Source organism: Pseudomonas putida, from assembly GCF_030159595.1.
GTDB lineage: Bacteria > Pseudomonadota > Gammaproteobacteria > Pseudomonadales > Pseudomonadaceae > Aquipseudomonas > Aquipseudomonas putida_AC.
The window spans coordinates 298,257-312,310 of sequence record NZ_BSKJ01000003.1; the positions used below are offsets into that span (position 1 = coordinate 298,257).

The following is a 14,054-nucleotide window of genomic DNA, read 5'->3' on the forward strand; positions in this document are numbered from 1 at the left end:
GCGCCCGCGCGGCGCACTCTCATGCCGTCAATCAACTTTCAGGTCGCCAGCGTTCGCTAAGCCTGGGGATCTAGGTTGATTATGTAGCTCAGGCGGCTACAGCCTTTAGCTCGGCGATCCTCCATGGATCATTTGCCCGAGCCAGCGCCGCCATCGGTGGCGGGCTTACGCTGTTGCCGCACATGTGCACCTGCTCGGTCTTGGTGAACGGCTTGCCGTCTGCGCCCTTGTCGATGATGTAGCTGGCCGGGAAACCTTGCGCTCGATAGAGCTCGTGCGGCTGCAGCATCCGCAGGCAGATGTCGACGATCACATAGGGTGTACCCTTGACGAAGACAGTGACCAGTCCCAGGCGGTCCTTGGTAGTCACTGTCGGTGCCGGTGCATCGCAGGCGCTGATGTTTTCCGTGCCGTAGTAGCTGATCAGGAACGCAGCGACGCGTAGGGCGCCTTCTTCATGCTCCGGTGACAGCTTGTACTCGACCAGGGCGTGATGCTCGGCGCCGGCAGTCATGGTCGGCACCGGCTCATCAACTGCTCGTCCGATGCAATTTCGTCGGAGCGTGGCCAGGCTGGCGCTCACCAACTGCTGTTGGCTGCCGGTGTTGGTCACCGTTGTCATGGGTTCGCCCATACCCTTGGCATGGGTGGTGTTGAATCCACCATTTGCCTGGGCCATGAAGGCAGTAGCCAATGCATGACCGCCGCTGGCAGTTACCGTGCCGAGTGGCATTGCTGAGTCTTTGCACCCGTCCCCCCAGCGCTGCACGCCACCCGGGCGACCTTGCCCGTGTGCTGCAGTGATCATCACCGGACCGGCCATCATCAATTCGCCTCGGTTGGCTGCGGTCACCGTAGGCAGTGGTTCACCCGGGGCGTTCACCCGCACAGCGCCCTGATGGGTTGCTGGCAGAATCACCGCGCTCGACAGCGCATGCTTCACGCCGCCAGCTACGACTGTGCCAAGCGGCTGATCCAGACCAGGCACGCGCGGCTGCTGACCTGTGCGCTCTCCGTATCCGGTCTGCACCAGGGTAGGGCTGGCCACAGCGAATGATCCGCCGCGTGGCCACGAGGTGATAGTGCGCAGAGGCTCATGAGCTGACTGGGTCAGCTCGCCCGACCAGTTCGCGATCGGCACGATGAATGGCTGCGGGTTGTCCAGCACGAACTTCTTCATGCCCTTGGCCACCCGGCGCAGGGTGGCGGCTGCTAGCTCCTTCTTACGGCCGAAAATGCTCTTGCTCGGCACGCTCCAGTCGATGCAGTCGGCGGCTGTGCGCCACTTCTGCTGGCCCTTGGCTGGATTCTTGGCATGGGTCGGCTCTGGCCACACGATTGGCTGTCCATCGCAACGGGCGATCATGAACAGGCGTTCCCGGCTGGTCGGGGCGCCGAAGTCGCAGGCCTTGATGATCCGCCATTCCACCTGGTAGCCCATGCCCTCAAGCAGCTGCACGAAGCGCCGCCAGGTGATGCCGCGTCGTTTCGGGTCGGGTACAAGGAACTGCTGCTGCACCGGTACCCGCTCACCGACGGCGGCCAAGGTGCCGTCCAGTCTCATCACCCGGCCGGTCGCCTTGTCCCGCTTCGCCATCAGCGGCCCCCACTGCAAAATCTGCTTCACGTTCTCGAGGCTGATGACCCGTGGCTTCTTCTTTCCCGCCCACTTCAGGCCGATCCACGACAGGTTGCGGATCTCGCGCTTTCGCGGCTGTCCGCCGGCTGCCTGGCTGTGGTGTGTGCAGTCCGGGCTCATGTGGAACCAGCCCACGGCCCGACCCTGGCATTCTTCGTCCGGGTCGCCCTCGAACACGTCAGTGGTGAAGTGGCGCGCCGCTGGGTGGTTGGCGGTGTGCATGCTGATGGCCGCCGGGCTGTGGTTTTTGGCCACCGTCACCGGCCGGCCAAGGCCCATTTCCAGCCCGGTACCGGCGCCGCCGCCACCGCAGAAGAAGTCGACCACGATCTCATCGTCTTGCTGATCGAAGCCTAGGCCGTACTGGGTTTTGAAGTCGAGGTGGTTCTTTTTCTGAAACGCAGACATGGGCGGTCCTCGCCTGGGGGGCGGAAAGAATTTGGAAGTTGGGGGGTTAACTGCCGAACAGGCTGAATTGGCTGCTCGATCGTTGGCAGGCAGGGTTTAGCCAGAGGCATTCGGTGCGGCAGGCTGTGCCCCGGCCTGCGGATATACGGGCTGAAGTGGTGTGCCTGTTCCAGCCGGTCAAGGTGTCGTCATAGAGCTCGCTGGGGTACCCAGACAGAACGACCATTCCGTCTAGATCGAGCAACGATTTAAGTAGGTCGGCGTGCTGGTCGTCGTCCATTTCGTGGCGGTAGTACCGGCCGCTTTGTGCGTTCTTGTATCTGGTCTCGTGCACATACGGGGGATCCATGTAGTGCAGGGTCGTCCTGGCGTCATGTGCCTGCATGACCTCGATCGCCGGTCGGTTTTCGATTAGAACGCCTGTGAGGCGCTGCCCGATCGTTGCGATCGACTCCGGATACTCGAGCCAGAGTGATTGGGCGGTGCCGTATTTGCGCTTGGTGTCTATCCGAAACCCGGTGATTCCTTTGGTGGCGCCGGCAGAGCCAAACCCCATTTGCGCTCTGATGATGGTCCGCCGTGCTCGCTCTACAGGTTCGTCAGCAGGTTCCCAGGCTCGCTCGAATTCTTGCCTGGCGTAGGGCGTCAGTAAGACCACTTCAAACAGCTCCAATCGTCTTTGCGGGTCCTGCAGCACGCGGAACAAGTTGACGATGTCTCCGTCCAGGTCGTTATAAACCTCGGCGTAGGAGCGGGGCTTTTGCATCAGAACGCCGGCGGCACCGCCGAAGGGCTCGACGTAGCATGTGTGTCGCGGGAAGTACTGGGTGACCCACGACGCGAGCCGGAACTTTGAGCCGTGGTACCGGATCACCGGCGCTGAGATGGTCATGGAACACTCCATTGCAGGCGCCGCCCTCGCCGGGGAGGCGTGATTGGTTTTGGTCTAGAGTTGAGGTTCTTGCGGAGGGCTTCACATGCTGAAAGCTGGAGCGAGCACGGAATGGATGTGCGACTTCTACCGATACATCACCGATGGTGAGGTAAGGGAGGCTTTTGCTCTGCTGGTGGGGAGCCTGGCCTGCGCCGAGGGCGTCACCTGTGCCCGGAGGGATCAAGGTGAAGTCAGGTCCGTAGGTATCGAGGTCGACGGTGAGTTCTGGTTCGCGCTCATCGTTGCCAAGGAATGGCTGACATTCCAATGGCGACCGCCGGTGACCCGGAGAAGCCGGTACCGGTCGGCTCATCTGCGATCTCAATTCCCGGACAGTTTTACCGATACCGCGCAGGCCGATCATTGGTCGATCAAGATCACTTCGCTTGATGAGGCCTTGCGACTGCTGCTGATTCTAGACATCGACACGCCTTGATCTTGCGGCGTTATCGTTGAATAGGGGAAGGCGCTGGCGGGCAGCGCCGGGTGATCAGGCCCGGCGAACCTTGAAGCCGAACATGCACTCGATGTCGTGGTACTCGCAGCGCTCGTAGGTCTTGTACTTGGCCTGAGACGGCGTGCTGGCGAACACATCGACAATTGTTCGATTGGTGATGTCCCACCAATCCCAGCCGGCGACGAGTACCTGGTAACGCTTCAGCGGAAGCTTCTCGGCCATCTCTCCGTACTGCATTTCCCAGGTGGGGTGGTAGTTGCGGATGCGCTTCTTCGGGGCGCTGTCGAGGATGACACCGATGTAGTGGCCTCGGTCGGCCATGATGACGCCTGGCTCACCGTTGGCAATCACGCGGCGCCCGACCTCGGCCGGCACGCCGTAATGCTCCCGCACATAGGCGCAGTTGTAGTTGCTCATGGCTTTCTCCATGCATGCGCCGCCCTCCGTGGCCGGATGCGGCATGGTGGCAATTTAATCGCAACTGCGTTATTGATTAACTAAGAAATCAATGGAGCGGAGCTGTCAAAATTGGACGTATGGCAACAGTTGGAACGATCTAGGCCGATGTTACTGGCATGCAGTGGGCGGGTAAGATCTGCAGCCTTAAACTCTCTTGATCACATGGTAAAGGCCCGAGCGCTAGCTGAGGTCGATCCGCAGATGGCATGTTTCCGTGCGATATGTGCAGAGGAAGAGGCCGCAACCAGTTTACTAGCATCGCTTCGAGATCAAGGTTATCCCTTAAGCGATCAATACCACCTGTGGTCTCATGAAAATAAAATGGGAGTCGCCTTCTGTATTCAGTCTGTCGTCGAGTGGTTTAACTCGTATTTTGATTTCGATCATCTACCCCTCGAGGAACCTAGGTTTGTTACAACAGATGAGCCCGGACGTCCCGCGATCGAGCTTATGTTCGGGATTAAGGGGCTCGATAAATGCCTTAGGCCTCGACCGCCGCTCCATGTCGAAACCCAAGGGCCAGTTCCTTTCTCGAAAATAATCGGCGATCAATTGAGAGCCATTGTTAAAAAGAAACTGCACTCTGAGGTTAAGGGCGTAATAAAGTCAAAAGCAAACGAACGAAACATGTTGCTATATGCATCAGATGACAGCTTGCCAGGGTGTATGAGAGATGTGCCGGGTTATCTGCTGAACCAAGCCGCTATTGTTAACGCTGTTATTATGGTAATTGGTCTTGTGGATCCATGGCGTAAACCAGATTACAGATTTTCGGGTTTGGTCGAGGCCGTATTAGAGGAATACGTTGCTGTGATGAAATCAGGTCGGCAGAAAAAGTAACGAGTGTTAAGTGCCACTTTTCACAAATCGACAGGAGTGCGCTTGAGTTGATTTATGAGCTGCGTCGGCAGGTTCTTGATGGTCAGGCTGGCGCTGGCCTGGTCGAACTCGACGCGCTCACCCAGAAGGTGCGCTTCGAAGCTGATCGACATGCCTTCGGCGCGTCCGGTGTAGCGACGATATTGGGTCAGGGTGCGCTTGTCGGCGGCAAAGCTCTCGGACATCCCGTAGTCACCGGCCCGGATGAAGTCGGCGAAGGTCTTCGGCCTGTCTTCGTCAAGCGCCTCGGACAGGTCGTCCAGGCTGACCGGCTCGCCGATCTTGTCCTGCGCTTGGGCATAGGCCACCAGGTGTTGACTCTTCTCGCTGGCAGTTTCGGTAGGAAGCTCTTCGGCCTCTACGAAATCTTTGAAGGCCTTGAGCAGCGTGCGCGTTTCGCCTGGACTGTCGATCCCTTCCTGGCAGCCGATGAAGTCTTGGAAGTAGTGCGAAAGCCGCTTGCCGTTCTTGCTCTTGATGAACGAGATGTACTGCCGAGATGCCGGGTTGTTTCTCCACTCGCTCAGGTTGATCCGGGCGGCGAAGTGCAGGGCGCTGGTATCGAGGTGGCGCGACACCGCGACGGTGAGGTCATCGGCAACCGAGATCGCCTCTGCTTGGTGCAGGATGGCGATGGTCAGGTAGTCGGTCAGGCCCTGTTGGTACAGGGCGAAAAGGACATGCCCGCCGACTGCCAGATTGGATTCCTCCATGAGGCGCGTCAGGTGCTCAACCGCCGTGCGGGTGAATTCGATGAATTGCATGTCGCCGCTGACGACCTTGGCCAGCCACCCGCTGAGAGGATAGGCGCCGGATTCGCTGTGGAAGAAGCCCCACGCCTTGCCGGTCTTGGCGTTGTAGCCGTCGTTTACATCGTTCACCAGGTTCTCGATGGCGCCGCTTTCCGGCAGGCTGGCGCTGGCCATGTGTAGGGCCGCTGGGCTCCCGTCCGGCTTCTTGTCGATTAAGTGCATCACTGCGTGTCGAATGGGCATGGGTGATCCTCCGTGGCCGGCTGGCGGCATGGTGGCAATTTGGTTTGGGATGGGGTATTACGGGTGACCGGCACGGGGCCGGATCAAGGAGCGATTAATGAGCCGTACCGAAACCATTGAAGAAAACGGGATCCGAGTTGTTGTTTCGAACCATGGTCTTTCCTCTGGCTGGGACATAGTTTCCCTGCTGGTTGATGGAATGGATCCGCAGTCTGGGCGAGCAGGTGAGTTTGCTACGGACAAGGACGCTATACGAGCCGCATTTGAGCGTGGCGAAGCAGAGCGCCAGAAGCGTCAGGCGAAGTCTTCTGGGGCCTGATACTCATCGCCAGGATTCCGTTTCAGCTCAGCCATGCTTGCCGCTTTAAACTGACGCGCTAGTTTTGGCGAGATGTAAAAAGCTGGCGCGTCAGGTCGTTCAAGCCGGCGCGCACGCTCTTCAGGATCTTGCGCAATCCACGACAAGGCCAGGTCCTGCCACAGCTCCTGCACCTGCTTGTAGCCGTGGCGCTTGATCTCGGCAGCCATGGCAGTCTTGATGCCATCCGGCATGTTGAAGAACACCTTCTCGATACCTAGCCTCTCGGCTTCTTCCTTCTGTCGATCCCGGTAGTCCGCAGAGTGTTTGGCTGCCCCGGTCTTCTGCTTGGCCACGGCCGGTACCTCCCAAGCCGCTGGGCGGCAGATTGATGTGCTGCTGGCGCCGGCGTTGCCGGGCGCGGTGTGATGGGGTCAAGGTCTGTCCCCATAGAGCGGGAAGTCGATGCCGTGCTCTTCAATCAGCCGTCTCAAGTAGTGAGGGCTGATCCCGAGCCGTTTGGCCACGAAGTGGCGGCTGAGGCCTTTGCCGCTGTTCGCTTTGATAAGGGTTACCAGCTTGGCGGATTCCTCGGCCTTGGCCCGGCGTCCGATTTCACGCCTCAGGCGCTCCTTGTCCTTACTCTTGAAGCAGAAGTCGTGTGCCTTCGACATGCGGTGCAGCTCGGAGCGGCCCATCCCCAGTTCGTGAACAGCTTCGGCAAGGGTCAAGGTCTGCGCAGCTTCCTTGACTCGCTGCACCAGATCCCTCTCAGCCTGGAAGCGTTCTGCGATCGATTTAAGGCTGCTTGATTGCTCTGGCGCTTGATGAGGTCAAGGTGGTACGGGCTCGAATCCGCGCAGCACCTGCACGGTGCCACCCCCACGAAAGTAACTCTCGATACTCGCATTGAGCTGGAGTGTCGCGGCTGCACGCGGGTCGGGAATCAGTTCTCCGATCATGGCGTTGCATCTCGTTTACTTGCCGCGCCTGCCTCCATCGCATCCACGAAGCTCATGGCAGCGCGGTAGGTGAAGGTGAATCCCTGGACGGCGCCGGTGGCGATCTCCACCACATCCCACGTACCGCCCTTGCTCGACGCTTGGTATCGCGGTGCATGCGTGATCTTGGCATGCGCCTCCGCTCTAACTAACTTGCTGCGCTCGAGCAGGGCCGCGAGCACGGCAATCTTCTGCTCGAAAGCAGGATGAATTGCTGTCTGCATGGGATGTTCCTCGTGTGTGTCAGGCGTGGAGCTCGAAGGCCTCGGCCTTGCGAACTATTCGAACTTGGGCGGTGCGGCGCTCCGGCGCGCGGCGATCGCGGCGCATGGGGTCGCTGTCGTTGATCGCCGCGTGCATGGCGAAGAGGCAGGAGAGGGCGATACAGAGCGGGCTGATGATCTGTTGGCGCATGGCCTTGGTAACTGCCTCGATGCGGCGGCCGGCCTCCAGTTTGAACAGAGCGGCCTCAATTCGGTTGGCCACGGTGCCGGGGCTGACCGCCATCTCGCGGGCAATTTCTTTGGTGGTGAGGCCTTGGGCCACCCACAGCAATGCTTCGAGTTCACGGGGAGCCAGCGCCTTACCGAGCTGGCCAATCCATGAGCCGCAGGTGATCGTTTCCATGAGCTGTTATCTCGGCTTGGCACCGTCCAAGGCTTCACGCAGCTGCAGGACGAGCGCAGTGGGAATGGTGAGAGAGCGACTGTCCTCGTCGATCGAGTCCAGCGATGCAATTAGATTGCGTGATGCGGTGTGCACTGCTTCAAGCCTGGGTTTCGGTATCGAGGGCCCCTTCATCGAGCCTGCCGTTACTCGCTTCTTGCCGGTCGCCTGGGCTCTCACAAGCTCGGCGCCGAGCACTTTCCCGGCACCGTCGCCGTGTTCTCGAACGACCTGTGCAGCCGTCGTCGCTGAAACGTGGCCGGCGGCTACCAGGTTCTGCACATCCGTATTTGCGTTGCCGATAGTGAGCACCTGCTCAACGTGCTGCCGCGTCTTGCCGACCTTTACGGCTATCTGCTCAACCGACCAGCCAAAGGCACGGAGGCGCTTGTAGCCTTCAGCCAACTCAAGCGGCGAGAGCTTTTCGTTTTCCTGGCTGGTGATGATGCGTGCTACCCGATCGGCATCACTACCTTCGAACGCGATCACGGGCACCCAAGCTTCCAGCACTTCGGGTCTGTGTTTGTTGGGCGTCCGAGGAAGCCGGCCTTCTGCATCGAGCTTCAGCAGCGCCCGGCGTCGGCGGTGGCCATCGACAAGCCAAACACCGCCTTCCGCCCTCGGGCGAACTTCCAGCGGAGGAATTTGGCCGCCCGCCGCGACGAACTCAGCGAGAGAGTTGATGCTCGCCTCGAGCGCGTCGCCTTCTGTGCGGAGGTTGAAACCAGGCTCTTCGTGCAGGTCCTCGAGTTGAACCTTCATGGCGTCGGCGCGGCGCACCTCGCCATCCTTGATCATTTGCTTGAACGACTTCGCCATTTGAGTTCACTTCCGTTGGGCTGCATTGGTCGTGACGCTCGCTGCCGTGTACCTCCCGGACCGGGGGGGCGCGAACGTCACGACCGATACAGCCTGGTGATGGGGAACCAGGTGGATCGGGCCGGCTTTCCGGCTGTCAGGGAATCAAATAACTGCCTTCAGCGAGCGGGTGCCATCGGCGTGCTGTGTGGTGATGCTCATGCCGATGTGATGCGGCGCGCTTCGTTGAATCGCCACGGCGGCCTTGCTGAATCGCTCATCGAAAGCGCCTTCACCATCAGGCAGATGAGAGGTGCAGGTCAGGCGGGAGCAGTCTTCGCCGTTCGGGCCTTCATCATCGTGGGCGATGTTGAAGCTGGCGATCATTGCAATGCCGTGCTCACGGCAAACGGCGATGATGTTCTGCATCAGCGGGCTGATTTGTTCGTCGTAGATTTCTTCTTTGTTCACGGTGATGCCCTCGGGTTGATTTCCCGTCTGGCCCTGTCGCCAAGGACAGCCAGTGAAATCGCGCTCTGCCGCCGACGGCTTTGCGCTGCGCTTGTTTGGCCTTGAGCTTCCCTATCACCTCGCGTCGGTCGGCCTCGGCGGTGTGGTCATGGGGTCAGGTGTTCGCTACACGACAGTCAACTGCAGCTCTGCGGCACGTTGGGTGGGGCAGTCCGTCGTGGGTTGCCGGTCCGTACTCCGGCTGGGCTTACTACTTCATTGGAATGTTCCTCCTGTGGTTTTTGGTCCGCTCCATGCTCGGCGCCGGGTTTCCCCACCTCTGCCTGCTGCAGCTACTGGCTACACATCAGGTGGCTCGCATGGTTTGGCGTCCTCCCATGAGGGGAGTCCGGCAGCTATCCAGAGGCTGCGTGGTCGACGACTTAGCTTGTCCCGACCCAGGTAATGGCCTGGGTGCGTCGAGGTGGTCACGTCTGGTTGTGTAAAGAGCGGTCGACCCTAGGGTCTCCAGAGGACTTCGCAGTGCCTCGATGGGTGGAATATGCACCAGTGCAATTGAAGTGTCAATGCACTGGTGCATAAATCATTTTCAACCGATTGGGCTCCTCCGATATCTGGCGCTAGGGATTAACTTTTCCTACATGCTTGGTTATGCTCTGGATATACTGTATGTATATACAGTAAAAGGGGTAGCGACATGACCAAGCAGAAAAAGTCGACAGCACAAGCACGCCAAGAGATGACCGCCTTGGAACGCCTGGGCCTGAGAGTCTCATCGATGATCAATCACCCGATCGCGCAGGCTCAGCGTTGGGTGACGATCCATCGCCTGGACACGGATGGAGACATGGAGTGGGAGGAGGTGGTGGGACTGCTGGCCGAAACGCCGGAATTAGACCTGACGTTCAATGACGATGAAAGCGTGACGGTTCGGTGGGAGCCGCAGAGCGCCGAGGATCGTGACGACCTGGTCGTTGAAAAGGATAGGGAGGAGGGAAGGGTAGAGGAGGAGGCGCCTTTCTAGCGGCCGGAATCTATAGCCTGCCCACCCATCCAGCATGGATGGAAATCCAGTAGCGACTTCTATGGTGGCGTAGTACGGTCCGCCTTCAACAACCCACCCGGTTCGTTGCCTCCAATCCCACGGACCGGGACTCTCATGACCTGGGAGGTCGAATGGAAGTCGCTCGAAAGATCAGCCAACAAGAATTGGATAACGCCCTAGTAGCCTTCGCTCGCTACAAAATCGGAGAAATCAAAATCTTCGACTTGGAGCAGGCGATGAGCTTTGAAGCTGGCGAAGCCTTATCCCAAAGCGGGCTGGTCCGGTTCTCGATAGCCAAGATGGTATCCGGACGGTACCGCATTAGCGATGAAGGGGAGAACGCCATCACACCGGCTGGTCGGGATCGCCTGGAGGTGATCCGCGCCTGATTAGAGGCAAGCTTGGCAACGGCCGCAGATAGCTCCTGCGGCTATCTGCAAAACACAGGCAAAGAAAAGCCCGCACTGCTATGCGGGCTAACGTAGGGAAGCGGATGAGTTTCAACTTTGCAGAGTGGGGCGTGAAAAAAACGTGAAGGTATGAAAAAGCCCGCCGAGGCGGGCTGTTTGCGGCGGTGGCAGATAACAGCGAGGTCGCGTGGGGGAGGGTAGTCAAGATCAAATAGTCATCACTACCAAGGCAAAACGGCGACCCGATTCGTAGGCATACAAAAGGCTCAGGGCCAGCAAGAAAGCAATGGCTGTGCCAACTATATTCATCCAGCTGGCAGCAGTGACAAGTGCTGCGCAACTAATGCCTAGCGTAAGAAGCAGCATCGCGCAGGTAAGGAATGTATCCCTCATCAGCACCCTGTAATGCCCAGTTTTTCGCATGTTCGCGATCAATGTCTTGTCTACCAAGGCTGTCACAATTGCTATGGCCGTTACCAGAAAACCGAGCAGCGTAGCGCAAACGCCCGCAATAACTCCACTGGCACTGTAGAGCTGGGTAGTGTCTACGCCAGGCCAGCGATAAAAAGAGTATGCCACGAGGGCTGCGCCTAGGCCTCTAGGCAACAGAGTCTTCCATTGAGCCAAAATAGTCATCGATCTGTCCTTGGCATTCGTGCATGGCGGAGTCGATCGCTTGGTACATCGTACCCGCCGGAGGGTACTTGGCGTTGGTCACAATCTCTTGGACTGAAAAAATTCGGTCCGCTATCAAATCAATTGGGTGCTCGATTCCGTCATCATACACCACGGCTTTGGCTGTCGATGCTCCGAGGCTGGCTGCTTCCGCCAGGGCTCGTTTGAGGCGTTCTGCCAGAGAACCTCTGGTATCGCTTCTGCGGGCATCGATTCCCATCTCAATGTGAATGGAGTCGGCATCTGCACCGCTCATCATGCTCATCAATCCTTTGTTGAATTCATTTTCATTGTACATATCAGGATTGGCCGGCCGCGGAATAACCAGCTTGATTTTTTTTAGCGAGATCTCGTTACCCATCAAGCGCCTTGCGGCGTCTGGTAGCAGAATCGGACCTGCTTGAAGTTTAGTGGACCACAGATTTGACAGGAATCGAGCAAATTGGTTTGGGGTGTTTCCGTGGGCGTTGCGGCACCACGCAAGTACCTGTCGCTGAGGGTAAAATACGAAGAAGTTTCTCTCCACGAGGCCTTGGTTAGCTTCAAGCTCCAGCTCGGCAGCATCCTCTCCTGCGGCGCCAATTTCTGGTAGGTCGCTGGTCCGGAATTTTCGAAATTGCCCGGCGAAAGATCTGCTCGTATCAGCCCCCCTTTCTAACGGCTTCCAGATCTCTCTGGTGTATCCATTGACTGCAAGGGACCTGCTGGAGTCGCTTTTTACAAGAGACTTTAACCCATCCACAATCGATGGCACTGTAGCTGTTGGCTGGAAGGAAAGAGCAAAGAAGTCGATGACATACTTCTTCTCCTGAACCGCATCTACCATGAAATAGAACTCCCCGGGAACCAAGTCTGGATCTGATTGAGAATACGTTTCGCTTCTAAAGAGCGATACGCGAGTCATTGCAACAAGATAAACAGGAGCCGTGCTCGCTGGCAGATCCTGATAGGTAGCTCATCGCTTTTCTTTTAGATCTCCCCAGCCTCCATCACCTGTCCAGGCGCAGCTGCTACCTGGGCATGGTTAGGGGCATGGCAAGGTATCAGCCTATCGGCAAGCTTCTGCGCCGACGTAGTCGGCGATGGAACCGGACACAATGGAACCCATTCGAGGATCAGGCTGGGAGGCCTTCATCTGCTCTAGGGTTTCACCGCTGCCGAGGTACTTTACAGTGCGATCTGCGCAATTGTAGAGGCGGCGAGAATAGGAGGTGCCACTCGATCCGACACGCTTAGTGGTGATCGTACGCTCATTGCCCGAGGTATCCCGGGCCAAGATAGTGTAGGTAGCCTTAGAGTCAGACGGCACATGTAGAGTTGCGGCCCCAGAAACCGCAGGCATCAGAGCTAAGGCCAAAAAGGCCGTAATCATTCTCGACATATCTTTTCCTTGATGGCGGTGCTGGTCTCTGTGAAGCACTGCTCGCTAAATCCTTGCCAATCATCGGGAGGACGTTTCGATGGATCACACCAGATGGGCATTCCACACCAGCAGTACCCGGGCCTGGATGTAGGTCTCATCAACCCGAATGTCCTCAGGGGGATGATTCGTGTTGTCCGAGATCATCTTGAAATGGTCGCGACCTTTCTTCTGCAGGCGCTTGATGTACTGATGGCCCTGGTGGGAGAAGTAGTAGATCCCATCGCCCACGAACTCACGGATGCTAATGTCAACGACCAACGGGTCGCGGCTCTTGATGGTTGGGGCCATGGACTGACCGACCCCCGTTATGAGCTTCAGATGGAAATGCTCTTTGAACTCGACCCCCATCTCTCGCAGGTGAGTAGGGCTCACGCGGATGTCCTGAAGCATTTCAGGGAAGTCGTGAGCCACCTCACCATCGCCCATTGCTCCGCGCACGTCGTAGTGAGCGATCCAAACTTCGTCCCCAACCTGTCCGGGGCGATCGAAGTCGACGGCAATGACATTGGAAGCGGCTTGCTCGGCAGACTTCTCCTCAATGGCTTCAGCAATTTTCTGCCGAGCATCGAGAGAAAGGCCTTTGCCATGCTTTGCGAGCATCTGCTTAACGATCTCGGCAGTAGACAGGTTTTTGCGGTCTCGGGCATCAGGCTCGACCTCGCCTAAAGGCTCGTATCCTCGCAACTGATCTGTGGTGATTCCAAAAAAATCGGCAAGAGGTCGCACCTGCTTGTCAGTCGGCTCTTTGATCCCTTTTGGGCCTTGCGGCTTGAGAATTCGGGAAATGGTCGACTGCCCGACGCTAGTCCGGCTCGACAGCTCAATCTGGGTGATGCCGTCTCTGGCCATCAGTTGAGCAAGGATTTTATCTATCGATTTATGCATAGGTGCAATGCTGCCTCCCAGCAGTGCATAGAGCAATACAGCGGATCGTTGACATGTATGCACTGGTGCATGATTATGTGCATATCTACAAAGGAGGCAGCCATGAGTGCTACCGATCTTCCGAAAAAACTGGATGCATTGCTTGGCTCTGGCATGACCTACAAAGCCATCGCAGAGCGTGCCAAATGCGACATATCGACAGTCTTTCGCATTCGCAATGGGCAGATCAGCAACCCGAGCTACTTAGCCGGTACCGCGATAGACCAAATGCACACTGAGCTGACCGAAAGTGGCAAGCACAGCCCAAAGAAATCCGTCGCTTAACCATCCCAACCGCAAGGAGCAGCACCCGTTGGGCCCGTGAAAGCGGAAACCAGATGTTGCTTGGAGTGGTTTAGGCCTCGACTGGTCGTGAGTCGAATTATCCGCTAACCGGCATTGCGCCAGTAGATGACCGAAACACCTGCGAATCCATCCAGTACTGGACAGGCAGGCGAAAAAAAACCGCCTGGCAGGGCGGCTTCTCTACAACAAAGATCGAGGTCGATTATGCACCGCATGGCCGATGCAGGCAATACCACGCATTCCAAGTCAGGTTTTTGCATTTCGCC

General features: G+C 57.9%; 19 protein-coding genes. 6 read left to right on the forward strand and 13 right to left on the reverse strand.

Translation table 11 applies throughout. From position 1 onward, the window contains the following. Window positions 1-88 precede the first annotated feature (88 nt). Both QQL85_RS08685 and QQL85_RS08690 read right to left on the reverse strand, forming a co-directional pair. Entirely contained in the window at window positions 89-2,047 is a 1,959-nt protein-coding gene (locus tag QQL85_RS08685) for a DNA cytosine methyltransferase (protein WP_284355773.1), read from the reverse strand. Window positions 2,048-2,093: 46 nt separating this feature from the next. After that, window positions 2,094-2,939 (reverse strand): DNA adenine methylase, encoded by an 846-nt coding sequence (locus QQL85_RS08690; protein WP_284355772.1) that lies wholly within the window; start codon window positions 2,937-2,939, stop codon window positions 2,094-2,096. An 85-nt stretch (window positions 2,940-3,024) separates the two neighbouring features. Here QQL85_RS08690 and QQL85_RS08695 point away from each other — a divergent pair, with 85 nt between their 5' ends. Continuing rightward, the gene (locus QQL85_RS08695) at window positions 3,025-3,417 is read left to right on the forward strand and encodes a hypothetical protein (protein ID WP_284355771.1); all 393 of its coding nucleotides are present in this window, start codon (window positions 3,025-3,027) and stop codon (window positions 3,415-3,417) included. A 54-nt stretch (window positions 3,418-3,471) separates the two neighbouring features. Here the strand turns inward: QQL85_RS08695 and QQL85_RS08700 are convergent, their stop codons facing one another. After that, window positions 3,472-3,855 (reverse strand): hypothetical protein, encoded by a 384-nt coding sequence (locus QQL85_RS08700; protein WP_284355770.1) that lies wholly within the window; start codon window positions 3,853-3,855, stop codon window positions 3,472-3,474. A 363-nt stretch (window positions 3,856-4,218) separates the two neighbouring features. Between QQL85_RS08700 and QQL85_RS08705 the strand changes: the two genes are divergently transcribed. After that, window positions 4,219-4,737 carry a hypothetical protein gene (locus QQL85_RS08705; RefSeq protein ID WP_284355769.1) on the forward strand — a complete coding sequence of 173 codons (519 nt, stop codon included), beginning with the start codon at window positions 4,219-4,221 and terminating at the stop codon, window positions 4,735-4,737. Between the two features lie 20 nt (window positions 4,738-4,757). Here QQL85_RS08705 and yejK read toward each other — a convergent pair whose 3' ends face one another. After that, window positions 4,758-5,771, reverse strand: a complete 1,014-nt coding sequence (gene yejK, locus QQL85_RS08710) for a nucleoid-associated protein YejK (RefSeq protein WP_284355768.1) — start codon at window positions 5,769-5,771, stop codon at window positions 4,758-4,760. Between the two features lie 97 nt (window positions 5,772-5,868). Between yejK and QQL85_RS08715 the strand changes: the two genes are divergently transcribed. Beyond that, window positions 5,869-6,090: a hypothetical protein gene (locus QQL85_RS08715; RefSeq protein ID WP_284355767.1), complete on the forward strand. Its 222-nt coding sequence runs from the start codon at window positions 5,869-5,871 to the stop codon at window positions 6,088-6,090. On the opposite strand, the gene QQL85_RS08720 is transcribed toward QQL85_RS08715, so the two are convergent. The 6 genes from QQL85_RS08720 to QQL85_RS08745 all read right to left on the reverse strand — a co-directional run bounded on the left by QQL85_RS08720 (window position 6,066) and on the right by QQL85_RS08745 (window position 9,005). After that, complete coding sequence (locus QQL85_RS08720) at window positions 6,066-6,425, reverse strand: hypothetical protein (RefSeq protein ID WP_284355766.1); 360 nt, start codon at window positions 6,423-6,425, stop codon at window positions 6,066-6,068. The two genes, QQL85_RS08715 and QQL85_RS08720, sit on opposite strands and share 25 nt — an antisense overlap. 78 nt (window positions 6,426-6,503) lie before the next feature. Then, a complete protein-coding gene (locus QQL85_RS08725) occupies window positions 6,504-6,800 on the reverse strand; it encodes a hypothetical protein (protein WP_284355765.1) in 297 nt (98 codons plus the stop codon). Between the two features lie 227 nt (window positions 6,801-7,027). After that, window positions 7,028-7,294, reverse strand: a complete 267-nt coding sequence (locus tag QQL85_RS08730; protein ID WP_284355764.1) for a hypothetical protein — start codon at window positions 7,292-7,294, stop codon at window positions 7,028-7,030. A 19-nt stretch (window positions 7,295-7,313) separates the two neighbouring features. Next, window positions 7,314-7,697 carry a response regulator transcription factor gene (locus QQL85_RS08735; protein ID WP_284355763.1) on the reverse strand — a complete coding sequence of 128 codons (384 nt, stop codon included), beginning with the start codon at window positions 7,695-7,697 and terminating at the stop codon, window positions 7,314-7,316. 6 nt (window positions 7,698-7,703) lie between these two features. After that, entirely contained in the window at window positions 7,704-8,555 is an 852-nt protein-coding gene (locus tag QQL85_RS08740; protein ID WP_284355762.1) for a ParB/RepB/Spo0J family partition protein, read from the reverse strand. 144 nt (window positions 8,556-8,699) lie between these two features. Then, on the reverse strand, window positions 8,700-9,005 hold the full coding sequence (locus QQL85_RS08745; RefSeq protein ID WP_284355761.1) for a hypothetical protein: 306 nt from the start codon (window positions 9,003-9,005) through the stop codon (window positions 8,700-8,702). A 697-nt stretch (window positions 9,006-9,702) separates the two neighbouring features. Between QQL85_RS08745 and QQL85_RS08750 the strand changes: the two genes are divergently transcribed. Beyond that, a complete protein-coding gene (locus tag QQL85_RS08750) occupies window positions 9,703-10,029 on the forward strand; it encodes a DUF1654 domain-containing protein (RefSeq protein ID WP_284355760.1) in 327 nt (108 codons plus the stop codon). A 152-nt stretch (window positions 10,030-10,181) separates the two neighbouring features. Beyond that, the gene (locus tag QQL85_RS08755) at window positions 10,182-10,439 is read left to right on the forward strand and encodes a hypothetical protein (protein WP_284355759.1); all 258 of its coding nucleotides are present in this window, start codon (window positions 10,182-10,184) and stop codon (window positions 10,437-10,439) included. Between the two features lie 228 nt (window positions 10,440-10,667). Here the strand turns inward: QQL85_RS08755 and QQL85_RS08760 are convergent, their stop codons facing one another. The 3 genes from QQL85_RS08760 to QQL85_RS08770 form a co-directional block, all read right to left on the reverse strand. Further along, window positions 10,668-11,096, reverse strand: a complete 429-nt coding sequence (locus QQL85_RS08760) for a hypothetical protein (protein WP_284355758.1) — start codon at window positions 11,094-11,096, stop codon at window positions 10,668-10,670. Beyond that, window positions 11,059-11,961 (reverse strand): DUF6731 family protein, encoded by a 903-nt coding sequence (locus tag QQL85_RS08765; protein ID WP_284355757.1) that lies wholly within the window; start codon window positions 11,959-11,961, stop codon window positions 11,059-11,061. Before QQL85_RS08765 ends, QQL85_RS08760 begins: the two co-directional genes overlap by 38 nt. Before the next feature lie 639 nt (window positions 11,962-12,600). Further along, complete coding sequence (locus tag QQL85_RS08770; protein ID WP_284355821.1) at window positions 12,601-13,443, reverse strand: LexA family transcriptional regulator; 843 nt, start codon at window positions 13,441-13,443, stop codon at window positions 12,601-12,603. Between the two features lie 102 nt (window positions 13,444-13,545). Here QQL85_RS08770 and QQL85_RS08775 point away from each other — a divergent pair, with 102 nt between their 5' ends. Further along, complete coding sequence (locus QQL85_RS08775) at window positions 13,546-13,767, forward strand: hypothetical protein (RefSeq protein WP_284355756.1); 222 nt, start codon at window positions 13,546-13,548, stop codon at window positions 13,765-13,767. Window positions 13,768-14,054: the final 287 nt, after the last annotated feature.